The organism is Caulobacter sp. RHG1, assembly GCF_013181195.1.
Lineage (GTDB): Bacteria > Pseudomonadota > Alphaproteobacteria > Caulobacterales > Caulobacteraceae > Caulobacter.
This window is the reverse complement of the sequence record NZ_SMZP01000002.1, coordinates 316,662-343,354: the sequence shown is the minus strand read 5'-3', so window position 1 is coordinate 343,354 and position 26,693 is coordinate 316,662. Positions and strand designations below refer to the sequence as shown.

General features: G+C 68.6%; 17 protein-coding genes. 8 read left to right on the top strand and 9 right to left on the bottom strand.

Annotation, left to right across the window (positions count from 1 at the left end; genetic code table 11):
- Nucleotides 1–2: 2 nt before the first annotated feature.
- Nucleotides 3–1,499: a DUF4153 domain-containing protein gene (locus tag E1H18_RS05315; protein ID WP_172264425.1), complete on the bottom strand. Its 1,497-nt coding sequence runs from the start codon at nt 1,497–1,499 to the stop codon at nt 3–5.
- Between the two features lie 389 nt (nt 1,500–1,888).
- On the opposite strand from E1H18_RS05315, the gene E1H18_RS05310 reads away from it, so the two are divergent.
- Nucleotides 1,889–2,305, top strand: coding sequence for a hypothetical protein (locus tag E1H18_RS05310; RefSeq protein ID WP_194247878.1), 417 nt, complete (start codon nt 1,889–1,891; stop codon nt 2,303–2,305).
- Between the two features lie 114 nt (nt 2,306–2,419).
- Here the strand turns inward: E1H18_RS05310 and E1H18_RS05305 are convergent, their stop codons facing one another.
- The 4 genes from E1H18_RS05305 to E1H18_RS05290 are packed head-to-tail and all read right to left on the bottom strand — an operon-like array spanning nt 2,420 to nt 8,140.
- A complete protein-coding gene (locus E1H18_RS05305) occupies nt 2,420–3,502 on the bottom strand; it encodes a Gfo/Idh/MocA family protein (RefSeq protein WP_172264423.1) in 1,083 nt (360 codons plus the stop codon).
- 18 nt (nt 3,503–3,520) lie between these two features.
- Nucleotides 3,521–4,774, bottom strand: a complete 1,254-nt coding sequence (locus tag E1H18_RS05300) for an MFS transporter (RefSeq protein WP_172264421.1) — start codon at nt 4,772–4,774, stop codon at nt 3,521–3,523.
- Between the two features lie 3 nt (nt 4,775–4,777).
- Nucleotides 4,778–5,842: an LLM class flavin-dependent oxidoreductase gene (locus tag E1H18_RS05295; RefSeq protein WP_172264419.1), complete on the bottom strand. Its 1,065-nt coding sequence runs from the start codon at nt 5,840–5,842 to the stop codon at nt 4,778–4,780.
- A gap of 18 nt (nt 5,843–5,860) precedes the next feature.
- Complete coding sequence (locus E1H18_RS05290) at nt 5,861–8,140, bottom strand: TonB-dependent receptor (RefSeq protein WP_172264417.1); 2,280 nt, start codon at nt 8,138–8,140, stop codon at nt 5,861–5,863.
- A 165-nt stretch (nt 8,141–8,305) separates the two neighbouring features.
- Here E1H18_RS05290 and E1H18_RS05285 point away from each other — a divergent pair, with 165 nt between their 5' ends.
- Nucleotides 8,306–9,184: an alpha/beta hydrolase gene (locus tag E1H18_RS05285; RefSeq protein ID WP_172264415.1), complete on the top strand. Its 879-nt coding sequence runs from the start codon at nt 8,306–8,308 to the stop codon at nt 9,182–9,184.
- 35 nt (nt 9,185–9,219) lie between these two features.
- Nucleotides 9,220–10,125, top strand: coding sequence for an aldo/keto reductase family oxidoreductase (locus E1H18_RS05280; RefSeq protein ID WP_172264413.1), 906 nt, complete (start codon nt 9,220–9,222; stop codon nt 10,123–10,125).
- 323 nt (nt 10,126–10,448) lie between these two features.
- Here E1H18_RS05280 and E1H18_RS05275 read toward each other — a convergent pair whose 3' ends face one another.
- Nucleotides 10,449–12,320, bottom strand: coding sequence for a gamma-glutamyltransferase family protein (locus tag E1H18_RS05275; protein WP_206679025.1), 1,872 nt, complete (start codon nt 12,318–12,320; stop codon nt 10,449–10,451).
- A 4-nt stretch (nt 12,321–12,324) separates the two neighbouring features.
- On the bottom strand, nt 12,325–14,193 hold the full coding sequence (locus tag E1H18_RS05270) for a gamma-glutamyltransferase family protein (RefSeq protein ID WP_172264411.1): 1,869 nt from the start codon (nt 14,191–14,193) through the stop codon (nt 12,325–12,327).
- 335 nt (nt 14,194–14,528) lie between these two features.
- On the opposite strand from E1H18_RS05270, the gene E1H18_RS05265 reads away from it, so the two are divergent.
- From E1H18_RS05265 to E1H18_RS05250, 4 genes are read left to right on the top strand one after another with little or no spacing between them, the layout of a single operon-like run.
- Nucleotides 14,529–17,657 carry a TonB-dependent receptor domain-containing protein gene (locus E1H18_RS05265; RefSeq protein WP_172264409.1) on the top strand — a complete coding sequence of 1,043 codons (3,129 nt, stop codon included), beginning with the start codon at nt 14,529–14,531 and terminating at the stop codon, nt 17,655–17,657.
- A gap of 33 nt (nt 17,658–17,690) precedes the next feature.
- Entirely contained in the window at nt 17,691–20,663 is a 2,973-nt protein-coding gene (locus E1H18_RS05260) for an amidohydrolase family protein (protein ID WP_172264407.1), read from the top strand.
- Nucleotides 20,660–21,019, top strand: a complete 360-nt coding sequence (locus E1H18_RS05255) for a PepSY-associated TM helix domain-containing protein (protein WP_172264405.1) — start codon at nt 20,660–20,662, stop codon at nt 21,017–21,019. The genes E1H18_RS05260 and E1H18_RS05255 overlap by 4 nt, the downstream gene beginning before the upstream one ends.
- 26 nt (nt 21,020–21,045) lie before the next feature.
- Nucleotides 21,046–21,849 carry a hypothetical protein gene (locus tag E1H18_RS05250; protein WP_172264403.1) on the top strand — a complete coding sequence of 268 codons (804 nt, stop codon included), beginning with the start codon at nt 21,046–21,048 and terminating at the stop codon, nt 21,847–21,849.
- A 54-nt stretch (nt 21,850–21,903) separates the two neighbouring features.
- On the opposite strand, the gene E1H18_RS05245 is transcribed toward E1H18_RS05250, so the two are convergent.
- Nucleotides 21,904–23,253 (bottom strand): sigma-54 dependent transcriptional regulator, encoded by a 1,350-nt coding sequence (locus E1H18_RS05245; RefSeq protein WP_172264401.1) that lies wholly within the window; start codon nt 23,251–23,253, stop codon nt 21,904–21,906.
- A complete protein-coding gene (locus E1H18_RS05240; protein ID WP_172264399.1) occupies nt 23,253–25,091 on the bottom strand; it encodes an ATP-binding protein in 1,839 nt (612 codons plus the stop codon). The genes E1H18_RS05245 and E1H18_RS05240 overlap by 1 nt, the downstream gene beginning before the upstream one ends.
- A 246-nt stretch (nt 25,092–25,337) precedes the next feature.
- Between E1H18_RS05240 and E1H18_RS05235 the strand changes: the two genes are divergently transcribed.
- Nucleotides 25,338–26,672 carry a C4-dicarboxylate transporter DctA gene (locus E1H18_RS05235; protein WP_172264397.1) on the top strand — a complete coding sequence of 445 codons (1,335 nt, stop codon included), beginning with the start codon at nt 25,338–25,340 and terminating at the stop codon, nt 26,670–26,672.
- The last annotated feature ends 21 nt before the right edge of the window (nt 26,673–26,693 follow it).

Here is a 26,693-nt window from a genome sequence, read left to right as displayed (position 1 = left end):
GGTCATGTTCCGGGTTGAGCCGCGTCGGTCAACGCCCCAGGCGGCGGCGACATGTTCTCTTCTCCGTAAGGCCGGCCATCGCAGTACCGCGTCGGCCAGGGCGGAGGCGGCGCGTGATGGGCTATCAGCGCCCGAGCGGCGTTCAGGCGACGGGCGTTGCGCCAGGACCAGGTCCGCCAGTCCATCTGCCGATGATCCAGGTCGGTCAGCACCTGGATGCGGGCCGAGGTGATGGTCTCGGCCTGGGGCGCGGGCAGGGAGCGGCCTTCCAGCTCGGCGAGCGGAACCAGCGCGGCCGGGCCCAGCGCTTCGAGGTAGCAGAGGTCTAGCCGGGGGCCATGGCCGGCGACCTCGCGGGCGTTGCGGCTGTTCCAGGTCGCCGCGACGGCGCCGAGATCGGCGAGGCTGGCGATGACCAGCACCAAGACGGTGGCCGCAGCGTTGGTGTTGATCAGCCAGCCGGAGCTGCGGTCCTGCAGCAGGCGCACGCAGATGAGGATGAGGCCGACCGCGACCAGCACCATCCAGGCCAGGGCGGCCAGGCGCAACTGGGTCAAGCCGTACGCCTCGACATAGTCCAGTGTCCGCACGGCGCTGGAGGCCACCAGCAGCAGGTTCTGGGCCACAAACAGCACGACCATCCGCCGCACGGCCGGCGACGCGGCGGTGGTCGATCCAGGCCGCAGGGCGATCAGCACGAAGGCTCCGGCCAGGATGGCGGTGGCGATCAGCAGATAGGCGCCCCGGTGGGCGTACTCTGCCAGGGTCACGCCAGCAGGGAGCGGCGCATGGCTCCACAGAAACGCCAGGTCGAGGCCGTTCTGCAGGGCGAAGAGAGCGTTGAAGACGACCAGCGACAGGAAGAGCGAGGTTGGCGTGACGCCGAAGACCTTGAGGTCGCCGCGGCCATCCGGCAGCGCGATCGTCCGGCGCAGGCCGCGTGGTCGCAGGACGCCCCAGGCCGCTACTCCGGTCAGCAGCCAGAAGATCGAACGCGCGAGATCGAGGCGCGGTAGGCGAATGGCCTCCAGCAGCACGGCGATCAGCGGATTGGCCGCCGCGAAGAGGGCGAAGAACACCAGGCCGCCCGCCAGCGGCAACAGCAGGACCGAGAAGCGTGAAAGGCCCATACCGCTGCGTCGCTGGCGTAGGCGGTGAGCGTGCAGCCGGCGAAGATCCTTCAACGGCCCGATCAAGCCGCGCAGCATGGCCATGGTCAGGCGCTGCGCCCACGGCCAGACGTCATCGCTGGCGGGCGCGCGCGGCGAAAGCACTGCCACGCCCAACGCCAGGACGAAGAGGCACGCCATGGTGACGGTGGGATGCTCCAGGAAGAGAAGCGCCGCGCCGGCCGCTGCTATCAGGGCGACCAAGGCGCGCGACGAGCGCCTCGCCGCCGGGGCGGCAACCAGCACCGCAAGGACCAGGGACAGGGCGTAGACGCCGAAGTTCGCGCCGATAGACCGGTGGTAGAACGCCACGTCGGCGAGCGTGATCATAAGAACCGCCAATGCGCTCTTCCGCCAGAAAGCGCCGTGTGGTCCGGGCATGATCGGCATAGTTCGAGACCCCGTGAAAGGAGCTCGACAGATGCGATGCTGGCGTCCAGCGGCGACCGTCGGATCGGTGCAGGCGGCTCGGTAGTTGCGTGCAGTTTCGGTGCAGTTCGCCGATTGGTCGGTCTTTTGGCGTCCGTCTTCGGCACTTGAGCCAACGTCGGCCAATGGAGCATCGACGAAGGCTGCGGCGCCAATGGATTGGGTGGGATCGAAGTCGATACATTCCCGCTTCTCAGGTGGATCAGCTGGCGCCTGACGGCTCTGGCGGTTGCCCACGCTTAGGGCTCGCATAGAGTTGCGCGGCAATCACTCGCTGCAGGGATCCGACGATGATCAAGCACCTCGCCACCACAATCCTGCTGCTCGCAGCGGCTTCGCCCGCATGGTCGCAGGGCGCAAAAAACTTCGATGCCGTGGCAGCGGCGCCGAGCAGCCACCAAGTCCTCCTCGAGAACGAAAGCCTCCGCGTCCTGCGCGTCAGCATCGCGCCTGGCGCGACCGAGCCGGTTCACGACCATCAGTGGCCCAGCGTGATGTATTTCGAAAGGGCGCAGCCCATCACCTACATCACCTACAAGCTGGTAGATGGCGCTCCGGTCGAGATTGAACGCGTGGACGCCCCGGTCGACGCCTTGACTGGCGCAGTCTCGGCGCCGCCTGAAGGGCTACACGCCGTCCGTAACCGCGGGACAGGCCAATTCCTGGCGCTACGCGTAGAGTTCAAGCCTGGGCGCCACAGCCAATAGCTGAAGCGTTTGCGGTCGTAGGTCGGACGTGGCCGCCGGCTCTTCCATTGAAGGTCCAGGATCTGGAGTTGCGCTACGACCTGCTTCTGGCGCGCTCCTGCCCTCCAGCTGCGCTTAGAAGCCTAGTTCGCGCATCTCGACGACCCGCTTCTCGCGCGCGCTGATCTCGGCGGCGACGCCGATGGCGACCGCGCGCAGGCCGTCCTCGGCCGTGACCTGGACCGGCGCGTCGCCGGCGACGGCGGCCAGGAACGCCTCCAACTGATGGAAGGTCGCGCCGTGGTGCGACCCGGCCTGCAGCGCCGCGGGATCGACCGTGACATGGGTGCGACTGACCTGCTTGGGCTGCAGGAAGCCGACGCGCGGGCTCAGAACGACGTCGCCGCTGGGGATGAACACCTCCAGCTTGGCGGTGTCGCCGACCGCGCCGATCTCTTCCTGGTTCTCGGCCCCGTCCGCGAACATGTTGAGGTCCAGCATGGCCCGCTGGCCGCCGGCGAAGTCGACGACCGTGAAGCTGTTGTCGATGATGTCGGGGACCTGGCCGTCATAGCGTTCGTCGAGGTGGTTGACGTCCATCGCGCCCGAGCAGAACACCCGCACGGGCTCGGCCCCGACGATCAGCCGCATCAGGTCGAAGAAGTGGCAGCACTTCTCGACCATCGTCCCGCCGGTGTTGCGCGAGAAGCGGTTCCAGTCGTCGACCTTGGGCAGGAACGGAAAGCGGTGCTCGCGGATCGACAGCTGCACCAGCCGGCCGATCTCGCCGCCGTGGACGCGGTCGACGAAGGCGGCGACCGGCGGCATGAAGCGGTACTCCATGCCCGTCCAAAACGCCTTGTCGTGGGCTTTGGCGCGCTCGACGGCCCAGCGGGCGTCCTCCAGCGTCGTGCACAGCGGCTTTTCGCAGAGGATGTGCAGGCCGGCGGCGAACAACGGCCCCAGCACCTGGCGGTGAGTGAAGTTGGGCGAGGCGACGATGACCGCGTCGACCAAGCCGCTGGCGGCCAGGGCTTCCGAGGTCGCGAAGGTCGCAACGCCGGGATCGCCGGCCTCGGTCAGGGCCCAGTCCAGCGAGCCGGGTGTCGGATCGGCCAGGGCCGTCAACCGCGCGCCGGGCAGGAGCTTCAGGTTGCGGATGTGCTCGCGGCCCATCATGCCGGCGCCGACGATCCCGAACCGTAGGGGCTGCGTCATGTCTCTACTCACGCTGAACTAGATCGAAGGGGCGGGGACGACGTCGTCCTCGGCGGGAACCAGGCGGGGCAGCCAAAGCTGCAGCCAAGCCAGCGCCACAAGGTAGGACGCCGCGGCGATCAGCAGCAACGGCAGGTAGCCCAGTCCGGCGCTCAGGATGCGGCCGGCCAGATAGACGATGCCCATGCCGGCGAAGTTGCCGCACAGCGCGCCAAAGCTGGTGACCGCGCCGATCCGCTTGGCCGGGATGACGTCGGTGATCGTGGCGAAGATATTGACCGAGAAGCCTTGGTGCGCGGCCAGGGTCAGGCCCAGCAGCCCGACGGCGATCCAATGGTTGCTGGCCAGCACCGCCAGCGGCACGGGCAGGACCAGCAGGGCGCAGACCAGCATCGAGGTCTTGCGCACGGCGTTCAGGCTCCAGCCCTTGGCCAGCAGCCGCGCGCCGATCCAGCCGGCGGCGATCGAGCCCAGGGCCGCCAGGCCGTAGACGCCGGCCAGGGCGGGGCCCAGCTGCGCCATGGTCAGGTCGAAGACCCGGTGGAAGAAGTCCGGAGCCCAGAACAGCATCAGCCACCAGACCTGGTCCGACAGCGCCTTGGCGCCGGCCAGGCCCCAGGTGCGGCGGTCGGTCAGCATCGCCCGGGTCTGGCCGCGGTCGCTGGCGGTCGGAGCCTCGTGCGGTAGGTCGGCCTTGCGCGAGACGGCGAACCAGGCGGCCACCCAGATGAAGCCCAGGGCCCCGACGAGCAGGAACGAGGCGCGCCAGCCGATGGCGGCGGCCAGCAGCGGCAGCAGCAGCGGCGTGACGATGGCGCCGACGTTCGGTGCGCCGTTCGAGATGCCGACGGCCAGCGAGCGCATGCGGTCGTTGAACAGGGCCCGCAGCGCCTTGATGCCGGCGGGCGTGCCCATCGATTCCGTCGCGCCCAGCGCCACCCGGGCCAGGCCGAACTGGCCGAAGGTGACGGCCACGCCGTGGGCCATAGCCGCCAGGCTCCACGCCGCCACCCCGACCGGGGCGGCCAGGCGCGCGCCCAGGCGGTCGACGATCCAGCCGGTGAAGGCGAAGGCCACCGCGGCCGAGAACTGGAAGAGCGCCGCCAGGGTCCCGTAGTCGGCGTCGGTCCAGCCGAGATCCTTCTCGATCACCGGCTTGAGGATCGCGATGATCTGGCGGTCGACATAGTTGAGGATGCCGGCCCCGATCAGGAAGGCCAGCAGCAGCCAACGCCGCCTCGACGCGGCCTGCACGTTTTCAGCCTGCGCCATGATCTAGAGCTCCAGCGGGCCGTGTTCGAGATGGGGCAGGACGTGACGAGCGAAGAGGTCGGCCTCGGCCTGGTGCGGATAGCCCGACAGGATGAAGGCCTCGATGCCCAGGTCCTGGTAGGCCTTGAGCTTGGCCAGCACCTGGTCGGGATCGCCGACGATCGCCGCGCCGCAGCCCGAGCGCGCGCGGCCGATGCCGGTCCACAGATTGTCCTCGACGAAACCGTCGCCGGCCGCGGCCTCGCGCAGCTCGACCTGACGACGGACGCCGGCCGACTGGCTGTCCAGCGAGCGGTTCTTGATCGCCTCGCCGGTCTGGGCGTCCAGGCGCGACAGCAGGCGGTCGGCGGCGAGGCGGGCCTCGTTCTCGGTCTCACGCACCACGACATGGACGCGGTAGCCGAACTTCAACTGGCGGCCGTGCTTGTCGGCGCGGGCCCGCAGGTCGGCGATGGTGTCGCGCACCGCCTCCAACCGGTCGGGCCACATCAGATAGACGTCGGCGCCTTCGGCGGCCGCCTCACGGGCGTCCTCCGACAGGCCGCCGAAATAGAAGGGCGGGGCGCGACCAGAAACCGGCCGGATGCGCGGCGGGTCCAGCTTCAGCTTGTAGAACTCGCCGTCGACATCGACGCTTTCGCCGTTCAGGAAAGCGCGCAGCAGGGCCATGGCCTCGACCGTTCGGCGATAGCGCGGACCGCTGGCCAGGGTCTCGCCGGGCAGGTCGCTGGAGATGATGTTGATGGTCAACCGACCGCCCAGCATCTGGTCGATCGTCGCCAGCTGACGGGCCAGCTGCGGCGGCCACACTTCGCCAATCCGCACGGCGGTCAGCAGTCGCATCCGCTTCAGCAGGGGGGCTATGCCGCCGGCGAAGGCCAGGGTGTCGATCCCCAGACCATAGCCGGACGGCAACAGCAGGTTGTCGAAGCCGCCCTTCTCGGCGGCCAGGGCGATGTTGCGGCAGTGCTCCCAGCTTGACTGCAGAGCGGGGTCGGGAACCCCGAGGAATTCGTAGTCGTCGTCGCACAACGCCGAGAACCAGGAAACTTCACACGATGCGGTCATGCCAGGAGCGCCTTGTCGTCAGCGGCCGAAGTTGGCGCGCAGGCTAACCCCGAAATACTGCTCGGAGTCGCGCGGCACCTGCTGGCGGATGTAGGTGCTGGGGATCCGGGCCGTGGTGTAGAAGCTGTCGCCGATGTTCTTGGCGATGAAGGTCAGGCGATAGCGGTCGTCGCGATCGACCAGGGCCACGCTGGCGTCCCACAGGCTGAAGCCTTCCGGCGCGGGGCCGATATTGGGGTTGTTGACGTTGGGCCGGCCCTTGCCCTGATAGGCGATAGAGCTGTTCAGCCCGATGTCGAAGGGTAGGGCAGGGGTCTCGACCAGATAGTCCACCGCGCCCGACCAGCGGAACTTCGCCGGGCCCAGCGGCTGGCCGTTGATCGCCGAGCAGCTGGCCGGCGAACCCGGCGGGCAATAGAAGCTCACGATCTTGGCGTTGGTATAGCTGCCGCCGCCGGTCAGGGTCAGGTTCTTGATCGGGCGGGCGATGGCGTCCAGTTCCAGGCCCTTGGTCGAGACGTCGCCGGCGTTGACCAGACGGCTGACGATCGTGCCGGCCACGGTGTCGAAATTGGTGGTCTGGAAGCCGCTGAACTTGGTCGAGAACGCCGCCAGGTTCAGCACCAGCTTGCGGTCCAGCAGGGTCGTCTTCAGGCCGGCCTCGTAGGCGTCGGACTTCTCCGGCGACAGGGGCAGGGTGTCGAAGCTCTGCATGTTGAAGAATACATTGATCGCCGGGCCCTTGTAGCCGCGGGCGTAGTTCACGTAGCCGATCACCGCGTCCGAGAAGTCGTACTGCAGGCCCACTCGGCCCGAGACGCCGTCGGTCGTCGTCGTCCCCTGGGCCGTGAAGCTGGGACGCACCCCGGCCGTGGCGGTCGGGAAGGCCGAGACGCGGGCGAAGTCGTAGCTGATCTGGTCGTGCGACCAGCGCAGGCCGACGATGCCGCGCAGGCGCGGGGTGAAGTTCAGGTTAGCCTGACCGAAGGCCGCATAGTTCTCGAGCTCGGTCGTAAAGTTGGCCGTGCCGTTCGAGGTGACCGCGAAGGTCGAGGAGCCGGGGGCGCAGACGCCGCCGGCAAGCGTCGTGCTGGCGCAGGCGACATTGGTCCGGTTGAAATAATTGTCCTGCTTGGTCTTGTAGTAGAAAGCGCCCACCACGTAGTCGATGAAGCCGCTGGTCGGCGAGGCCAGGCGCACTTCCTGGGTGAACTGGGTGAAGTCCAGCACGCCGATGTCGCGCGACGAGGCCGTGCCGACGCGCCGGCCCAGGGTCGAGGTGAAGTCGCCGTCGCGCACCTCGGTGTTCCCCCAGCCGCGCCAGGCCGTGATCGAGGTCAGGGTGTGCTCGCCGACCAGATAGTCGACCTGGCCCGAATAGCCCCAGGTGCTGTCCTTGGTGACCGGCGCGACGTCGTTGTTGATGTTGCGATTGCTGGGGCCGACAGCCAGAGGACTTTGCAGGCCGATAATCGCGTCGCCCGGCGTGGCGTAGCCGATCACATCGGCCGAGCCGTTGTCGACGGCGTTGACCGTGTCGGCGATCAGCCCGACGGTCAGGCGGTCGTTCGGCGTCCATTCCAGCTTGGCGCGGAAGCCCAGCCGCTCGTAGCCGTTGATCTTGGAGCCGTCATAGACGTTGACGCCCGAGCCGTCGTACTTGCCGTAGACCGCCGTCAGGCCGCCGCGCAGGGTGTCGCTGATCGGGCCCGAGACGCCGGTCCGCAGGCGATACTCGTCGCCCTCGAAATAGCTGGCCTCCGCGAAACCCCTGGTCGTCGCCGACGGGCGGCGGGTGACCACCGACACGACGCCCGCCGAGGCGTTCTTGCCGAACAGCGTGCCTTGTGGGCCGCGCAGCACCTCGATGCGCTCGACGTCGAAGAAGTCGAAGAAGGCTTGGCCCGAGCGGGCGTAGACGACGCCGTCGACCACGGTCGAGACCGCCGGCTCCGAGCCCGACGAGAACGAGGTCGTGCCGATGCCGCGGATGTTCAGCGACGAATTGACGTTGGTGGTGCCCTTGCGGAACGTCAGCGACGGCACCTGCTGAACCAGCTGTTCGGCCGAGAAGGTCTGGCGCTTCTCCAGGTCTTCACCGCTGATCACGGTGATGGCCACCGGCACCTTTTGCAGGTTCTCGGCGCGGCGCTGGGCCGTGACGACAATCTGGTCGATCTGCGCGGCGCCAGCCGCCTCGGGCGGCGCGTCGGCGGCCCAGGCCAGGGCGGGAAGGCTGGCGCCCAGCAACAGCGCCGGCGCGAGAAGGGCGCGGCGCCCCGGGAAAAACGACGACATGAAAACTCCCCCAACGCGCTTGGCCACGGCCGGCCTGTGAGGCTTGCGGAGTAGCGTGAGGGGCGATCACGAGGTTATGCAATTTTTCCTATAGGATTTATAGGATTTTAAAAAGCGGGGTAACGGTGATCTCTGTTACGTGCGGATTGGCTGATGGAGATCTGCATGAACAGACGCGCCCTTCTTGCTGGCGGGCTTGGTGTTTCGAGCCTTTCAGCCCCGGCCTTGGCGAAGGCCGCATTGCCTGAAACGATCCTGCTATGGCCCGCGGGCGCGCCCGGCGGCGCCGGCGTCACCGTCCAGGAGACCGTGCGCGTGGTCGATGACCAGGGCCACAAGGGTCGGGACATTTCCGGCGTCCGTGAGCCACGCCTCAGCGTGCATCAGCCTGATCGCGCGTCCGACACCGCCGTGCTGGTGATCGCCGGCGGGGCGTTCAACCGCGTGGTGTTCGACAAGGAGGGCGAGGAGGTCTGCCAGTGGCTGGCCGGCGCGGGCTATGCGGCCGGCGCGTTGCTTTATCGCCTGCCCGGCGATGGCTGGGCGGCCGGGCAGGACGTGATGCTGCATGACGCGGCCAGAGCCTTGCGGATCCTGGCCGCGCGCACCGGCGCCAAGCGGATCGGGGTGCTGGGGTTCTCGGCTGGTGGCACGATCGCCGCCGCTCTGACGAGCCGCGCGGACGAGATCGCCTATGCGCCGGTCGACGCGGCCGACCGGGCGCCGCTGCGTATCGACTTCCTGGGGCTGGGCTATCCCTATCTGACCGTTCCCGCCTCGCCGCGCCGGGCGCTCTATTCCGGCCCGCCCAAGGCGCCGCCGCCCGCGTTCCTGTTCCACGCCGCCGACGACGCGCGCGTGTCGGTGGACAACAGCCTTCAGGCCTTCCAGGCCTGGAAGGCGGCGGGGGCTGAGGCCGCGCTGCATGTCTTCGAGCAGGGCGGACACGGCTTTGGTCTGCGCGCGCCGACAGGGTCGTCGGCGGCGGCTTGGCCGGGGCTCTTCCTGACCTGGCTCGCCTCGGTTAAGCCGGCCAAGACCTGATCGATTTCCACCTCGTTATCGACGAAAGAGCGCCCATGACCGATCGCCAAGACCCCAGCGCGCCGCGCGTCCTGGGCCAGAGCGCCCTGACCGCTTCCCCGCTGGCCTGGGGCATGTGGCGCTTCAAGGGCGAGTCGGTGGATGACGCCCAGGCCCTGGTCGAGACCGCGCTGGACACCGGCCTGACCCTGCTGGACACCGCCGACATCTACGGCGTCGACACGCCGCAAGGCTTCGGCTCGGCCGAGGCCTTGCTGGGCCAGGTGCTGCGGCAGGCGCCGTCGCTGCGCGCCCGCATGGTCTTGGCCTCCAAAGGCGGCATCGTCCTCGGCGTGCCCTACGATTCCTCGGCCGCCTATCTCACGCAGGCCTGCGAGGCCTCGCTGCGTCGGCTGGGCGTCGAGCACATCGACCTCTACCAGGTCCACCGCCCCGACAGCCTGGCCCATCCAGCGGAGACGGCGGACGCCCTGACGCGGCTGCGCGAGGCCGGCAAGATCGGCGAGGTCGGGGTGTCGAACTACGCGCCGTCGCAGGTTTCGGCCCTGCAGGCCCATCTCGACTTCCCGCTGGCCAGCATCCAGCCGGAGTTCTCGGCCCTGGCCATCGAACCGCTGTCGGACGGCGTGCTGGACCAGGCGCTGCAACACGGCCTCGGCGTCCTGGCCTGGTCGCCGCTGGCGGGCGGACGCCTGGGCGGGGGCGACGATCGCGCCCAGGCGGTGATCGCGGCGCTGGATGTCGTGGCCGAAACGCACGGCGTCAGCCGGGCCGCCGCCGCCTATGCCTGGATCATCGCCCATCCCGCCCGGCCGATCCCGATCATCGGCTCGCAAAAAGTCGAACGCATCCGCGAGGCGGCGCAGGCCCTGACGGTGCGTTTCACGCGCGCGCAGTGGTACGCTGTGCTGACGGCCAGCCGCGGCGTCGCGCTGCCATGACCACCCTGCAGTCCAGTGTGCGCTTCACGCCGGCTGCAGGCGCAATAATCTCCTCTATCGAAAAGCAAACATGATCATCCCGAAACCGCCGCAAGCAGAGCCGCGATGGTGTCTGGAGGGACGCTTGCGGTAAAAAGAAAAGCCCGACACGCGGCCGGGCTTAGTTTCGAGGAGGAAACGCCCAGGAAGGGCAGAAGCGATGGCGCTTCACGGATCTTGTCTAGGCCCGGTGCGCTGTTGCTCAAATCTAGAAAACCTGGGGTCGGCTTTAGCGGGCCCTCTGCGGTTATAAGGCAAGGCTTCCCATCTATAAGCGGGGCGGCTCACCATCCGACCGCAGCGGCCATGCGCCGGGGATCGGCGCCGGCGGTCCAGGCGCCCGAGCCCTTCACCCGGATCGCCTGCAGGCTGCCGATGGCGTAGGGGCCGGCGACGGCGATCTGATGGCCCAGGGCTCGCAATTGGGCCAGGGTCTCGCCGGCGATGCGGGACTCGGCCTGCACCTGGATCGCCGCGCCCGGGCGATAGAAGCTGGGCTTGGCCGCCAGGGCGAAACGCGGCGCCTCGATCGCCTCCTGCAACGGGACCTCGTAGTCGAGCAGGCTGACCAGCAGCTGGAACTGGGTCTGGCCGATGGTTTCGCCGCCGGGCGATCCCAGGCTCAGATGGAAGCGGCCGTCGCGGGTCACGATCGTGGGGGCGTTGTTGAGCACCGGCACGCGCCCCGGCGCCACATAGTTGACGGTGTCTGGATAGGGCGAGGTCGAGCCGCGGCGCATGCCGTTGTTGAACAGCAGGCCCGTGCTTCCGGCCACGACCCCGGTGCCGAAGCCGCCGCCGACTGTGACCGTGACGGCCACGACATTGCCGTCGCGATCGACGACCGACAGGCTGGTGGTGTCCGAGAACCGCGAGGCCTCGTCGGCGACCGGCGCGGGCGCGGCCGGCGGCGCGGGCGCTGTCGGATCAAAGGGCCGAAGGTCGCCCGGACCCGGAAAGGCGATCGCGCGCTCGGCCTGGATCAGGCCTCGCCGCTGCGCCGCATAGGCCTTGGACAGCAGGCCGGTCACCGGGACGCGGAGCGAGGCGGGATCGGTGACGTACGGATAGATATCGGCCTTGGCCAGCTTGATGGCCTCGATCTGCAAGTGCAGCGAGGCCGCCGACAGGCGCGGCAGGCGGGCGATCTCGAAGTCTTCCAGCAGATTCAGTTGCTGGCACACCTCCAGCCCGCCGCGCGAGGCCGGGGGCGAGCTGAACACCTGGTAGCCGCGATAGGAGGTCGTCACCGGATCGCTCCAGTGCGGTTGGTAGGCGGTCAGGTCCGCCTTGCGCAGCAGGCCGCCGGCCTGGCGATAGAAGCGATCGAGCTCGGCCGCGATCGGTCCGGCGTAGAAGGCGTCATGGGCGGCCTGCAAGGCGCGGGCGCGATCCGCGCCGCCCTTCAGCGCTGTCTGCTCGGCCGCGACCAGGGTCTCGAAGGTCCTGGCCAGATCGGGATTGCGGAAGATCGCGCCCGGGGCCGGCGGCTGGCCGCCGGGCAGGAAGATCGCGGCGGTGGTCGGAAACTGGGCCAGCCGAGGTGCGGCGCGGGCGATGGTGCGGGCGATCGAGGCCTCCAGCGCGTGGCCGTCGCGCGCGTAGCCGATGGCCGGCTCCAAGAGCTGCTTCAACGACAACCGCCCATGGCGCGAGGCCAGCGCGATCCAGCCGCCGAACGCGCCCGGCGTGGCCGCGGCCTTGGGGCCCCAATCCAGATCGGCGGGCGTGATCGTCGCGGGATCCAGCCCTTGAGGCGCGGCGCCGGCGAAGCTGAGATTGCGCACCGCCTTGGTCTTGGCCTCGAACACCGTCGCATAGCCGTTGCCCGCGGCGCTGGACGCCCAAGGCTCGACGACATTGAGCACCGCCATGGCCGCCACCGCGGCGTCGGCGGCGCTGCCGCCCTGGATCAGCATGCGCAGGCCTGCGCTGGCGGCCAGGGGATGGCCGGCCGTGACCACGCCATTGGGTCCGGGAACCTCGATGCGGTGGGCGGCGACGTCGCGTGGGGCCGATTGCGGGGCGTCGGGCGCGGCCTCGCCGCTCTGCGCCCACGCGGCCGAAGCGGGCAGGGCGCCCGCCAGCGCGCCGGCCGCGCCCAGGGTCAGTAGGCGGCGACGCGCCAGGCCTTCGGTATTCATCGGGTCGGTCATGGGATCACCAGCCAAAGACATAGCGTTCGCGGCGCACGTCGGCCGCCCCCCTCAAGCTGGGCTGACCCGGCGCCGGGCCGACAGCAACGATACCGGTCGAGACGCCGAACGGCCCCAGCACGTCCAGCTTGTGGCCGCGATCGGTCAGGGCCTGGCGGACGTCGGGGGCGACGCGATCCTCGATCTCCAGCACGCCGGGCTCGTCCTTCTTGTCGCCGAACGAGTTGTGGAAGTGGTTGGAGTTGATGCGCGGCGCCTCGATGGCCTGCTGCAGGCCCATGCCGAACACCAGCAGGTTCAGCAGCACGTTGCAGATCTGCTGGTCCTGGTTGTCGCCGCCGGGTGTGCCGATGGCCAGGAACGGCGCGCCGTCCTTGAGCACGAGCGACGGCGACAGGGTGGTGCGCGGCCGCTTGTAGGGCGCCAGCACATTGGGGCTGGCCGGGTCGAGATCGAAGACCGTCATCCGGTTGCTGAGCGGCACGCCGGTGTCGCCGGCCACATAGGCCCCGCCCAGCAGCCAACCCGAGCTGGGCGTGCAGCTGAACAGGTTGCCGTCCTTGTCGACCACCTCGATGGCGGTGGTGTCGGCCGTCGGGCCGGTCTTTTCCTGCCGGTGCGGGGTGAAGCGCGGGCCCTTGGGCCGCTTGGCCTTGGCGTCGAAGGTGTAGGGATCGCCGTAGCGATGCTCCAGCGAAGCGGCGGTTCCGATCAGCTTGGCGCGTTCGGACGCATAGGCCTTGGACAGCAGGCCCTGCACCGGTGGGGTCACGAAGGCCGGGTCGCCGAAGTGGGCGTTGCGGTCGTCGAAGGCCAGCTTGAACGCCTCGGCGACCAGATGCAGGTGCTCGACGCCATAGGGCGTCTTGCCGCGAATGTCGGCGGCCTCGAGGATGTTCAGCGTCATCAGCAGGGCCGGACCCTGGCTCCAGAAGCCGGGCTTGCAGACCGTGCAGCCGTAGAAGTCGGTGGTGGCGGGCGCCTCGACCTTGCCGCGATAGCGGGCCAGGTCGTCATAGCGCAGCGCGCCGCCGTCCTGCTCGACCGCCGCGGCGATGCGGCGAGCGATGTCGCCCTTGTAGAAGGCGTCGCGGCCGGCCTCGATGGCCTTGTCACGGTCCTTGCTCGCCGCGAAGGCCTCGGCGTCGGCCGCCGCGATTGTCCGTAGCGTCTTGGCTAGGGCCGGCTGACGGAAAATCTCGCCGACCTCGGCGACGCGGCCCTCCGGATAGTAGACCGCCTTGGACGCGGGCCATGTCTCGGTGGCCTTGCGCTGGCTGATCAGCACGCCGCGCAGGAAGCCGTACATGGCGAAGCCGTCGGCCAAGGCGATGGCCGGCTGCAGCACCTGGCTCAAGGTCATCGTGCCGTTCAGTTGCAGCGCCAGGGCCATGGCGTCGACCACGGCCGGGACGGTGCCGCCATTGGGGCCGTTGCCGGGGATCACGCCCTGCGCCGCGAACAGGGCCGGCGTGGCCAGGCCTGGCGCGCAGCCCTGGCCGTTGATCACCGAGATCTTGCGGCTCCTGGCGTCGAAGATCATCGCCGGCGCCTCGCCGCCGAACCCGAAGTGCGAGAACTCGGTCACCGCCGCGGCGAACACGGCGGCCACGCCCGCGTCGGTGGCGTTGCCGCCCGCCGCCAGGATCTGCGTCCCGGCTGACACCGCATAGTGGCGGCCAGCGGCGACGATGCCGAACGTGCCGGTGATCTCAGGGCGCAGGGTCTCGCCGGCGGCCTTCAGACGCGTCGGCTCGACGGGCGCGGGGCGGGCTTGGGCGCGGGCGGCGGCGGGCGTCAAACCCGCGGCAGCGGCCAGGGCGGCCAGGCCCAGGTCGCGGCGGTTGAGGCCGGCTCTATCGTCTTGGTTCATGTCTGCTCCGCCTCTCCTTGCCCGCGCGAGCCTAGACAGTCACGGGCGACCGCCGCAACGGGCGCGGGAAGGTGAGGGCGGCCTAGGTCGTCCGCAAATAACCAGAGGCGATAAGCTCAGTCGTCGGCATGCATATCGATCCCTATGTGCCGACCATAACCATATGTTCCGCGATCATTTCAAAGCAGATTTAGAAACATCCATTTCTCGGTGCAGCGGATGCTGTCTTGCGGCGCGTCCGAAGGCTATCGCCCGAAGACGATCGACAGGTTCTGGAGAGCTTCCGGAGGACTGATCTTCTTGCGGGCTTGTTTTCGCTTGGGGGTCTCTGCCGAATGGATCGTTCTCTTGAAGCTGGCGCGGTCGCGTCGCAGCGCGGCAAGCGCCGTAACCTCCTGGCCTCGGTAGGCGGGGGCGCGCTGGCCCTGGCCCTGATCGGCGGGGGCGCGTCCCTGGCTGAGGAAACCTCGACCGTCGAGGCGATCACCGTCGTCGGCTCGCAAATCGCCCGTTCCGGCGTGCGCGACGCCATTCCCGTCACCGTCTATGGCGCCGACCAGTTGGACGCCCTGAGCGTCAACAACGGCAACGACCTGATCCGCAGCCTGCCCGAGGCCGGCGACGTCACCTGGCACCCGACCTGGCTGAACGGTGGCAACCAGCAGAACGCCGCCCGCGGCGACGTGGCCTCGATCAACCTGCGCAACCTGGGCGCCTCCAACACCCTGCTGCTGGTCAATGGCCGCCGCAGCGTCGTCCACGCCACCTTGCAAACCAGCGACGGCGGGGTCTCGAACGTCTCGTACAACGCCAACGCCATCCCGACCTATGGCCTGGAGCGGCTGGAGGTGCTGCGCGACGGCGCGGCGGCGCTGTACGGTTCGGACGCCATCGCCGGCGTCGTCAACATCGTCACCCGCCGCGACCTGCAGGGCGGCGGCTTGCAGATCCAGTACGGCAAGGCGCTGGGGACCCATGTCAACGACATCGAGGCCAGCGGCTATTTCGGCCGCAACTTCGCCCAGGACCGGGGCAACATCTCGTTCCAGTTCGCCGCCTCCAAGCGGGGCGCGCTGCGGGTGTCCGACAACTGGTACACCGCCACGGCCGATCGGCGCGGCTTCTTCCCCGGCACGCCGCTCGAGGGGCTGTCATCGCTGGACACTCGCTCGACCAGCACGCCGTGGGGCGGGTTCTTCCAGGTCCTGCCGAATGTCGCCGCCGGCAAGGGGGTGCTAGGCGCGGGCGTCCCGATTTCCCAGAACGGCGTGCGGATTACCGGCGCGACGGGGATCTTCCACATCCAGCCCACCGTCCTGCCGGGCAGTCTCGGCAATCTGGGCAAGGGCCTGTCCACCGACGATGGCCAGTATGCCGGCACCGGCGATGATCGCGACCTGCGCTACGAGACCGAGCAGGGCGTCGAGATCAATCCCGCCACCAGGCGCCTGAGCGTCTTCACGACGGCCCGCTACGACGTCACCGACGACATCGAGGCCTATGGCGAGGTGGGCTATTACTGGGCCTCGTCGCGGATGCGCGTGGCGTCGGGCGGCGTGTCCTCGACCCAGCCGATCGTCATCCCGGCGACCGCCTACTGGAACCCGTTCGGCGCGCTGTACCTGCCCAACGGGACCTTGAACCCCAACCGCCTTTCCGGCCTCACCGGCGTGCCCGACAGCGGCTTGCCGATCGAGATCCGCAACTACCGTTTCGCCGACCAGGGCCTGGGCTACGCCAAGGTGACCAACGACCAGGGCCGCCTGCTGGGGGGGCTGAAGGGCAAGGCGCTGGGCTTCGACTGGGACAGCGCGCTGGTCTATTCCTGGGCCACCGCTGACGACGTCGGCCGGTATCTGAGCCCCACGCGCCTGGCGCTGGCGATCTCGCGCAGCACGCCGGACGCCTATAACCCCTTCAACGGCGGCGACCTTTCGAACTACGGCGTCGGCGACGCCACGCCGGGCAACAGCGACGAGTTCTTCTTCTGGGGCTGGCGCAAGACCAAGACCAGCCTGGCGCTATGGGACCTGAAGGCCACCAAGCCCGACCTGATCAAGCTGTGGGCCGGCGACGTCGGCGTGGCGCTGGGCGTGGAGTTCCGCCGCGAGACCTACAGCGACGACCGCGACGCCAGCATCGACGGCACCCTGACCTATACCGACTGGTACTCCGGCGCGGTGAACCCCACCGACCTGGGCGGCACCAGCCCGACGCCGGACTCGCGCGGCGACCGCACCGTGGCCTCGGCCTTCGCCGAGCTGGCCGTGCCGCTGGTCTCGCCCGAGCTGAACATCCCGCTGGTGCGGTCGCTGGAGCTGCAGTTGGCCGGACGGGTCGAGCGCTACAGCGACGTCGGCTCGGTCGCCAAGCCCAAGGTCGCCGCGGCCTGGGGCGTGTTCGACGGCCTGACCGTGCGCGGCTCGTGGTCGGGCGGCTTCAAGGCCCCGAACCTGGAGCTGATCAACGGCTCCAACCTGACCCGCCGCAACAGCGCCACCGACTGGATCCGCTGCGAGGCCCAGGTCCGCTCGACCAATCCCCAGTACGCCAACGTCAAGCGCTATGCCGACTGCGCCAATATCAGCTTCCCGACCGAGTCCTATCGCGGCGGCAATCCCAACCTGAAGCCCGAGGAATCGACCAGCAAGTCGGTCGGTTTCGTCTTCCGGCCGGCGTTCATCCCATCGCAGTTCGGTGCGTTCACGGTCTCGGCCGACCTGTGGCAGATCCGGCAGAAGAACGTCATCGGCATCCTGGGCGAGCAGGCCGGTCTGGTGCTGGACGCCTATTACCGTCTCACCACCGGCCAGCCCTATGGGGCCGTCAAGCGTGCGGCGCTGATCCAGGAGGACTATGACCTGTTCGCCGGTACGGGCCTAACGCCGGTGGGCCAAGTGATCGGTGTCGACGACCTCTACCAGAACCTGCTGCCGGTCACCGCCAAGGGGCTGGACCTGTCGGGGCAGTGGAACCTGCGCGGCACGCGGTTCGGAGACTTCCTGGTCTCGGTCAATGCCAGCCAGTTGCGCTCGTTCAAGCAGGACCTGCTGCCGATCCTGCAGGAGGCGCTGGCCGCCCAACAGGCCGGCAAGCTGGATCCGGCGATCATCGTCGGCACGGGCGGCGCCGAGCAAGTGGCCCGCAACGGCGCCAAGCCGGAATGGAAGGTCACCAGCACCTTCGTCTGGCGTTACAAGGACCTGACCGGGCGGGTGTCGTCGCAATATATCGACGACGTGCAGGCCGGGACGTGGCCCGACGGCAGCGACTTCATCGCCAAAGGCACGACGCTGTACAACGCCTCGCTGCAGTACGCCTTCAAGTCGGGCCTGAACGCCGAGATCGGCGGACGCAACATCTTCGACAAGGATCCGCCGCTGAACGCCAGCGGGGTCTATCTGCCGACGCTGTACCAGCCGCTGGGCCGCTATCTGTACGTCAACCTCAGCAAGACCTTCTGATCGGTCATGGCCCGCGTTTCGAAAGCAAGTGACATGAGCCGATCCTCCCTGCTGCTGTCGGCGGCGCTCCTGGCGGTGGTCGTGGTGTCGAGCCCGGTCGCCGCCCAGGATCTCCTTGAGGCCAAGGTCTCGCCCCGCGACGAACGGGTGGCGTTCGAGGTCGACGAGGGCTCGTCGATGGCGGTGTCGGTCTCGCCCGACGGCCGCCAGGCCGTGATCGATCTGCAAGGGTCGCTGTGGGTGCTGCCGGCCGCGGGCGGCAAGGCCAGGCGTATCACCGATCTCTTCAATGACGCGCGCCAGCCGGTCTGGTCGCCGGACGGCAAGACCATCGCCTATTTCGCCTATCGCGACGGCGGCTACGACCTCTGGGCCATCGCGCCGGACGGCTCCAATCGACGCAAGCTGACCAGCGGGGCGTTCGACGACCGCGACCCGGCCTGGTCGCCGGACGGGACAAAGATCGCCTTCGCCTCGGATCGCGGCGGGCCCGGCAAGAGCAGCTACGACATCTGGACACTGGATCTGGCCAGCAGCCGGCTGGAGCAGGCGACCACCAACCCGGCCGAGGACCGCCTGCCGACCTGGTCGGCGGACGGCCGGACCATCGCCTTCTCGACCACCCGCGACGGGGTCTCGGCCCTCTACGCCGTCGACCTGGCCACGCGGCAGGAGCGGGAACTGCGGCGCATCGACGGAAAGATCGACGCCCCGTCGTTCGGGCCGGGCGGGCAATTGGCCTATGTCGTCCAGCAGGGGATCGAGAGCCGGCTGGAGATCGACGGCAAGCCTGTGTCGGGGGCCGAGAACGTCTTTCCGTTCCGCGTCTCGTGGCTGCCGGGCGGGCAGGGGTTCTACTACGTCTCCGACGGCAAGATCCGTCGGCGCGACGCGGTGGGCGGCAAACTCAGGACCTCGCCGTTCACGGCGCGGCTGGAGGTCGTCAAGCCGGTCTACGACAAGGCCCGGCGCGACTTCGACTCCACCTCGCCCCGCCGCGCGCTGGGGATCGTGCGGCCGGCCCTGTCGCCGGATGGAACCCAGGTGGCGTTCGCCGGCCTGGGCGACTTGCACGTCTCGTCGGTTAAGGATGGGGCGGCGACCAACCTGACCCAGGACGCCTATGTCGACACCGATCCGGCCTGGTCGCCGGACGGCAAGCGGCTGGTCTATGTCTCCGACAAGGGCGGTGGTCTGCCGCAGCTGTGGATCCGTGACCTGGCGGCCGGGACCGACAAGCGGCTGACGTCGCTGAACCTGCAACCGCTGGAGCCGGTGTGGTCGCCGGACGGCAAGTCGATCGCCTATATCGATCTCGACGGCCAATGGGGGACAGCGGGCGTGGCGGTGGTCGATGTTGCGACCGGCGTCTCGCGGCGGATCAGCGGCACCCTGGGCCAGCCGGGCCGGCCCAGCTGGTCGGCGGACGGCCGCAACGTGGCGATCAGCCTGTCGCTGTCGTTTTCCAAGAGCTTCCGCGAGGGGACTAACCAAGTCTTCGTCCTGTCGGCCGATGGCAAGGGGGAGGGGGTCTGGCGCACGCCGGTTCCGAACCTCTCGATCGACACCCGCGGTGGCGGCGGGCCGGTCTGGTCGCCCGACGGCGGCAAGATGGCGGCCATCTACGAAGGCACGCTGCGGGTCTGGCCGGTCTCGGTTGACGGCGAGCCGCTGGGGCCGCCGCGCACCCTGACCCGCGAGATCGCCCACAATCCCAGCTGGGCGGCGGACTCGCGCACGATCCTCTTCCAGTCGAACGACAAGCTGAAGACCGTCGACATCGAGACCGGCGTCATCGCCGAGGTTCCGCTGAACCTGTCCTACACCCTGGCCAAGCCGCAGGGCCGGATCGTGGTCCATGCCGGCCGCCTGGTCGATGCGATCAAGGACGAGACCCAGCAGGACGTCGACGTCGTCATCGAGGCCAACCGCATCGTCGATGTCCGTCCGCACGATCCGGCCCTGCATGTGGGCGCCAGGGTGGTGGACGGCTCGAAACTGACGGCGATCCCGGGGCTGATCGACTATCACGCCCACGTCCAGAAGGACTTCGGGGCCAATGTCCACAAGGCCTGGCTGGCCTTCGGCGTCACCACCGTGCGCGATCCCGGCAACCAGCCCTATCACGGCGTCGAGGACCGAGAGGCCAGCGAGGCGGGCGTGAGGATCGGCCCTCGCATCTACACGACCGGCAATCTGCTGGAGTGGCAGCGCGTCTATTACAAGATGGGGGTGGCGGTTTCGGGACCGGCCCATCTGGAGCTGGAACTGGAGCGGGCCAAGGCCCTGAAGTTCGATCTGCTGAAGAGCTATGTGCGCCTGCCCGACCTGCAGCAGCGCCGCCTGACCGACTTCGCCCACAACGCCATGGGCGTGCCGGTCGGCACCCACGAGGTCTACCCGGCCGCCTTCGTCGGCGTCGACGCCACCGAGCATATCGGCGCCACCAGCCGGCGCGGCTATTCGCCCAAGCAGGGACCGCTGGGCCGCTCCTATGCCGACGTGATCAACATCTTCGGCCGCAGCGGGCGCTCGATCACGCCGACCAACTTCGGCGCCCTGACGCCCTATCTGAAGGCGCATCCCGAGCTGCGTCAGGACCCGCGCATCGACCTCTATCCAGGATGGGCGCAGGATAGCGTACGGGTCGAACGTCCTTCGCGCACGGCGTCAGCGGCCGCCGGCAATCTGGCGGGGATCAAGGCGCTGTTCGACGCCGGGGCGCGGGTCGTGGCCGGCACCGACAGCCAGGTGGCCATCAACCTGCACGCCGAAATCGCCTCTTATGTCGACGCCGGCCTGACACCGTTCCAGGCGCTGCAATCGGCGACCGCGACCCCCGCCGACCTGCTGGGCCTGGATGCGGGCGTGATCGCCAAGGGCAAGCTGGCCGACATCGTCCTGCTGGACGGCGACCCGCGCGAGGACATCGCCAACACCACCCGAGTGCGCCAGGTGATCAGCAACGGCCGCGTCTTCGCGGTCGAGGATCTGGTCGGCAAATGACCGTCGCTCCACGCAATGGAGCCGGGGCGCGGATCACGAGCGTGCAGGTGCGCGCAGGCTTCCTGCAAGTCCACCGCTGGCTGGGCCTGACGCTGGGCCTGGTGCTGGCCGTCATGGGACTAACGGGCGCGACCATGGCGTTCGAGGAGCCCATCATGGCGGCGCTCAGTCCGGGCGCGGCCAGCGTGCCTGTCCGGTCCGCGCCGACTCTGTCGCCGGACGTCCTGCTGGAACGCTTCGCGCGCGCCATGCCGGACGCCAACGTGACGACGCTAACCCTGCGATCCAAGCCGGGCGCCAGTCCGCAGGTCAGGAGATTCCGCGCGGGCCGGCCATGGCCCCGGAATTCCGTCTGAAGGGCGACGAGGTCTCGATCCCCTTCGTGATGGTGCGCGAGTTTCCGTTTGTCGAAGCCGAGATCGACGGCGTCAAAGGCAAGCTGATGCTGGATACCGGCGCGTCCGAAGCGCTCAGCCTGAACCACAATCCGCTCAAGCTGGAGGAGGGGCGTGACATGGGCCAGGGCCAGTTCGGCAGCGGCCAGCGCTTCGCGCTCGTCCTGCGCCCCGGCGTCGACAATGTGCGCCTGGCCGGGGGGCTGTCCTACGCCCGGGTCAGCCACGTCAAAAGCCAGGACGCCAAGCAGCTCGAAGGCATCACGCCCGATTTCCTCGGCTGGCTCGGATACTGGTTCTGGGACGGTTACGCGGTGAAGATGGATTACGTCGCTTCGCGCGCCACCTTCTATCGCGGCGGGCCGGACGCCTTCCTGAAGGGCGAGACGGTGGTCGCGGCCCTGCCGTTCCAGCTGCCGAAGCTGCCGAACCATCCGGTCATGACCTCAAAGGTCGGCGACGTGGCGTTCCTCACCCTGTTCGACACCGGGCAATATGGCGGCCTCTACACCGACGCGGTGACGATGAAGCGCCTGGTCGACGCCGCCGCGGTGAAGCCCGTGGCCGGCGAAGAGGAGTCTGCCGCCGATGTCACGATGCGCTTCGTCGATGGCCCCGAGGTCGTGCTGCCGAAGCTGTGGACCTACCCCATCGCGCAGGCCGCTCCCTTCGCCAAGCCCATCGGCGTTGACGCCGCGCCCAACATCCTCAGCCTCGGCCACGCGCTGCTGAAGCAGTACAAAACGGTCTGGGACTACCCGAACCGAACGTTCTACCTGCTCAAGAAGTAGCGTGTTCGGAGGGGCGAACTGAATTCTTCACTCGCGGGCCAGGCCGGATCTCGTTCAAATCGGTCGATGGCTCCGGAATCTGTCCAGATCCAGGCCATGGCGCTGGATCTTGTCGTAGAAGGTCTTGCGCGGGATCTGGAGGCGCTCCAGGGCCGTGCGGACGTCGCCGCCACAGCCGGATAGAGCCTCCTCGATCAGGTGCGCTTCATAGGTCGCCACGCGCTGGGGCAGGGGAGCGACATCCCGCGCGTCCGAGGCAGGGCCGTCTTCGGCGAGTCCGAGGGCGACGCGCTGGGCGTAGTGGTTGAGCTCTCGAGCGTTGCCTGGCCAGGCGTCATTGAGCAGTCGCCAGCGCACCCGGTCGTCCACGGCCGGCGTGGAAACGCGCAGTCGCTCGCACGCGCGCGTCAGGAAGTGAGCAAACAGCAGCGGCACGTCCTCGCGACGCTCGCGCAAGGGCGGTATGCGGATGCGCACGACGTTGAGACGATGGAACAGGTCCTCGCGGAAGGTTCCAGCGGCGACGGCGTCGGTCAGGTCCGACTTGGCCGCGGCGACAACGCGCAGATCCAGCGTCCGTGGAGTGTTGGCTCCCAAGGGCGTGACCTCGCGCTCTTCCAGAACCCGCAGGAACTTGCCCTGGGCCTCCAGCGCCAGGGTCTCGATCTCGTCGAGAAACAACGTGCCCCGGTCGGCTTGCTGGATCCGGCCTGTGCGCTGACGAACCGCGCCGTTGAACGCTCCCAGTTCATGGCCAAACAGCTCGCTGTCGAGCGCGCCAGCGGGAAGGGCGGCGCAGTCGACGGCAATGAATTCGCGGTCGCGACGTCGGCCCCAGGCGTGCAGGGCGCGGGCGGCCAGTTCCTTGCCCACCCCGGTCTCGCCCTCCAGCAGGACGTCGACATCGGCGTTGGCCAGCTGGCGCAGGATGGCGCGCAGGCGCTCCATGACCGGTGTTTGACCGATCAGCGGCCAATCGCCCTGAGCTTCGACGGACAGGCGGCGGAGTTCGCGGTTCTCCAGCACCAGCCGTCGCTTTTCGATCGCGCGCCGGATGCTGCTGACCAGTCGCTCGGGGGCGTAGGGCTTGGCGACGAAGTCGTAGACGCCGTCATGCATGGCCTCGACCGCCTCACTGACGTCGGCATGTCCGGTGATCAGGATGACGGGCAGATCGGCGTCCAGATCCTTGAGACGACGAAACAGCTGGCGGCCGTCCATGTGCGGCATGCGGATGTCGCTGACCACCACGCCGGCGAAGCGTTCGGACAGGGCGGCCAGCGCCGTCTCGGCCAACGCGAAGGCCGACACCTCGAACCCGGCCAACTGCAGGGTCTGGACATTAGCGTCGCGCAGAACGTCGTCGTCGTCGATGAAGGCGACCCGGTTGATGGTGATCGGCATTAGGAACGCGCCTTGGACAGGGTCAGGAGAAACCGGGCCCCGCCAGGGCCAGGCTCAAGTGATAGCTCGCCGCCGAATTCGGCGACGATGTCGCGGCTGATCACCAGGCCCAGGCCCAGACCGCGGGGCTTGGTGGTGGCGAACGGCGTGAACAGGGTCTGGGCCGCCTCGGGCGCGACGCCCGGGCCGTTGTCGACGACCAGGATCCGCACCTGCGATCGCTTCACGGAAACCTGGATAAGGATTTCCGGATCGGGGCGGCCGTCCATCGCCTCGACGGCGTTCTGCAGCAGGTTGACCAGCACCTGCTCCAGCCGGAAACGCTCGGCCATGGCCTTCGCCGCCTCGTCGGCCTCGTTGCGGATCACACTCACGCCCTGTTGGCGCAGGCGTGGGCCGATCAGGAGCAAGGCGCCGTCGATGGCCTCGCGCACCACCACCGGGGCAGGCGGTGCGCTGGACTTGCGGGCGAAGGCGCGCAGTTCATCGGTGATCAGGCCGATGCGATCGGTCAGGCCGGCGATCAAGCCGAGATTGGCCTTGGCGGTCTTGTCGTCGGCGCGCTCCAGGAAGACGGCGGCGTTGTCGGCATAGGCGCGGATCGCGGCCACCGGCTGGTTGATTTCGTGGGCTACGCCGGCGGCGATCTGGCCCAGGGTGGCCAGCTTGTTGGACTGAATCAGCTCGTCCTGCATCCGGTGGACGTGAGCCTCTGCCCGGCGGCGCTCCTCCATCTCGACGGTCAGGCGCTTGTTGCTCTTGCGCAGTTCGGCGGTGCGTTCCTGCACGCGGGTCTCCAGCTCCTGGCGCGCGGCCTCCTGACGGGCGGCGCGGATGCTGGACTGGCCGCGCCAGCGCAGCAGGGCGGCGGCGATGGCGCAGGCGACAAGGCCGATCAGCAGGGCGATCGCGCGCGCGCCGGCGACCGCCGTGCGCAGCGGCGCGCCGACCGGGGTCAAGGTGTAGACGGTCCAGTCCACGGCCCCGAGTTCGGCGCTGGCCGCGATGAAGCGGCTCTCCTCCTGGTCGGGCGGCGAGACGCTGGTCAAGGTCGGCGCCCGGCCGGCGCGCGGCGGGGGGGACATCTTCAGCACGGCGAACGGCGCGTCGCCGAACCGATGCTCGGCGTGCAGGCGGGTCTGCTCGGCGCGGGGCAGGGGCGTGAGGGTGGAGAAGCGCCAGGCCGGGATGGAGGTGACCATGATCACGCCGCGCGCGTCGGCCGCGAAGGCCGGCTCGGCGGCCGACCACTCGGCCTCGAGGGCGTCGAACTCGACCTTGACCACCACGACACCCAGCACGCCCTCGGGGCCGTCGATACGCTTGGACATGAAGAGGCCTGGGCGGCGGCTGACAGTGCCCAGTGCGAAGAGCTCGGCCGTGCCGTCGGCCTGAGCTTCCTTGAAATAGGGTCGGAAGCTGTAGTCGGAGCCTACGAAGCTGGTCGGCTCGCGCCAGTTGCTGGCGGCGACGGCCATGCCTTTGGCGTTCAGCAGATAGATCACCGCCGCGCGGGTGCCGCCGCTGAGGGTCTCCAGCTTGCGGTTCATGGCCTCGACGCCGCGCTGATCGTTCGAGCGCAGCAGTTGGGCGACGTCGGGATCCTGGGCCAGGACGAAGGGTAGGGAGCGGTGCTTGGCCAACTCGCTACGCAGCACCGCCGCGTGCAGCGTCGCCGAGGCCTGGGCCTGCCGTGAGAGGTCCGCTGTGGCCCGCCGCTCGGCTATGGCGCCGGCGAAACCGACCAGGCCGGCCAGCAAGACAAGGCCGACGATCAGGAACGCCGCCCATTGGCGCACGGCGGGGTCTCTCAGATTCGGCAGGCGGGACGAGGTCATGAACGCTTTTCCGCGATTTGTGCGGATATTCGCACAAACGATCCGTCTGAGGTGGGGAAATTCGCCCCGACGTCCCAGGCGCAGATCTCTTCGATCATGCAAATTAATATATAAACCAACGTCTTGCGGCTTTTCCATGGAGCGCTTGCGCGCCGTCCTTCCGACGAGGATCGTCTATCCAGGCGTCCCGGCAAAGGGACGCAGGGTGGAAATGCGGTCCCTCGGGGCCAGGTGAAGAGGCTCTGAGTGCAGACGATCCAACCGGCCGTTCCGGCGCGTCCCTTGCCGTTCTACCGCCACCTGTACTTCCAAGTGCTGGTCGCCATCGTGCTGGGCGGGGCCATAGGCCATTTCGCGCCCGACACCGGCCAGGCTCTGAAGCCGCTGGGCGACGCCTTCATCAAGCTGGTGAAGATGGTCATCGCGCCGGTGATCTTCCTGACCGTGGTCACCGGCATCGCCGGCATGCGCGACCTGGAGAAGGTCGGCCGCGTGGCGCTGAAGGCCTTGGGCTATTTCCTGGTGTTCTCGACCCTGGCTCTCGTCGTCGGCTTGATCGTCGCCAACGTCGTTCAGCCGGGCGCGGGCATGAACATCGACCCCGCCACCCTGAAGACCGACAAGGTCGCCGAATACGCCGCCAAGGCGCACGACCAGACCACCGTCGGCTTCCTGATGCACATCATCCCGAACACGGTGGTGGGCGCCTTCGCCGAGGGCGAGATCCTGCAGGTGCTGCTGATCTCGATCCTGTTTGGCCTGTCGCTGACCCTGATCGGCGAGGCCGGCGAACCGGTCGTCGACATGCTGGAGCGCATCGCCCAGGCCTTCTTCAAGTTCGTGCACATCGTGATGAAGGCCGCCCCGATCGGCGCCTTCGGGGCCTTCGCCTTCACGATCGGCAAATATGGCATCGCCTCGATCGCCAACCTGGCCATGCTGGTCGGAACCTTCTACCTGACCTCGATCCTGTTCGTGATCGTGGTGCTGGGCGCGGTCGGCTGGGCCAACGGCTTCTCGATCTTCGGCCTGATCCGTTACCTGAAGGCGGAACTGCTGCTGGTGCTGGGCACCAGTTCGTCCGAAGCGGCCCTGCCCAGCCTGATCGAAAAGCTGGAAAAGGCGGGGTGTCCGAAGTCGGTGGTCGGCCTGGTGGTTCCGCTGGGCTACTCGTTCAATCTGGACGGCACCAATATCTACATGACGCTGGCGGCGCTGTTCATCGCCCAGGCCACCGGCGTGCACCTGTCGTGGGAGCAGCAGGCGTTGCTGTTGGGCGTGGCCATGCTGAGCTCCAAGGGCGCGGCGGGCGTGACCGGCGCTGGCTTCATCACCCTGGCTGCGACCCTGTCGGTCGTGCCGTCGGTCCCCGTGGCCGGCATGGCCCTGATCCTGGGCGTCGACCGCTTCATGAGCGAGTGCCGGGCCCTGACCAACTTCATCGGCAACGCCGTCGCCGCGATCGTCGTCTCGCGCTGGGAGCGCGGCCTGGACGCCGACGCCCTGAAGGCGGCGCTCAGCCCGGGCAAGGCGCCGCCGCCACCGTCCGATGGACCACTTCCGGATCCGGCGCGACCTTAGCGCCGGGCCCTAAAGGCCCGT

Excerpts from the sequence above, each read along its gene's own strand:
- E1H18_RS05295 (WP_172264419.1), bottom strand. The coding sequence starts at position 5,842 with ATGACCGCATCGTGTGAAGTTTCCTGGTTCTCGGCGTTGTGCGACGAC.
- E1H18_RS05265 (WP_172264409.1), top strand. The coding sequence starts at position 14,529 with ATGGATCGTTCTCTTGAAGCTGGCGCGGTCGCGTCGCAGCGCGGCAAG.
- E1H18_RS05245 (WP_172264401.1), bottom strand. The coding sequence starts at position 23,253 with ATGCCGATCACCATCAACCGGGTCGCCTTCATCGACGACGACGACGTT.
- E1H18_RS05300 (WP_172264421.1), bottom strand. The coding sequence starts at position 4,774 with ATGGCGCAGGCTGAAAACGTGCAGGCCGCGTCGAGGCGGCGTTGGCTG.
- E1H18_RS05280 (WP_172264413.1), top strand. The coding sequence starts at position 9,220 with ATGACCGATCGCCAAGACCCCAGCGCGCCGCGCGTCCTGGGCCAGAGC.
- E1H18_RS05290 (WP_172264417.1), bottom strand. The coding sequence starts at position 8,140 with ATGTCGTCGTTTTTCCCGGGGCGCCGCGCCCTTCTCGCGCCGGCGCTG.
- E1H18_RS05240 (WP_172264399.1), bottom strand. The coding sequence starts at position 25,091 with ATGACCTCGTCCCGCCTGCCGAATCTGAGAGACCCCGCCGTGCGCCAA.
- E1H18_RS05315 (WP_172264425.1), bottom strand. The coding sequence starts at position 1,499 with ATGATCACGCTCGCCGACGTGGCGTTCTACCACCGGTCTATCGGCGCG.
- E1H18_RS05255 (WP_172264405.1), top strand. The coding sequence starts at position 20,660 with ATGACCGTCGCTCCACGCAATGGAGCCGGGGCGCGGATCACGAGCGTG.
- E1H18_RS05270 (WP_172264411.1), bottom strand. The coding sequence starts at position 14,193 with ATGAACCAAGACGATAGAGCCGGCCTCAACCGCCGCGACCTGGGCCTG.
- E1H18_RS05285 (WP_172264415.1), top strand. The coding sequence starts at position 8,306 with ATGAACAGACGCGCCCTTCTTGCTGGCGGGCTTGGTGTTTCGAGCCTT.
- E1H18_RS05305 (WP_172264423.1), bottom strand. The coding sequence starts at position 3,502 with ATGACGCAGCCCCTACGGTTCGGGATCGTCGGCGCCGGCATGATGGGC.
- E1H18_RS05260 (WP_172264407.1), top strand. The coding sequence starts at position 17,691 with ATGAGCCGATCCTCCCTGCTGCTGTCGGCGGCGCTCCTGGCGGTGGTC.
- E1H18_RS05310 (WP_194247878.1), top strand. The coding sequence starts at position 1,889 with ATGATCAAGCACCTCGCCACCACAATCCTGCTGCTCGCAGCGGCTTCG.
- E1H18_RS05275 (WP_206679025.1), bottom strand. The coding sequence starts at position 12,320 with ATGACCGACCCGATGAATACCGAAGGCCTGGCGCGTCGCCGCCTACTG.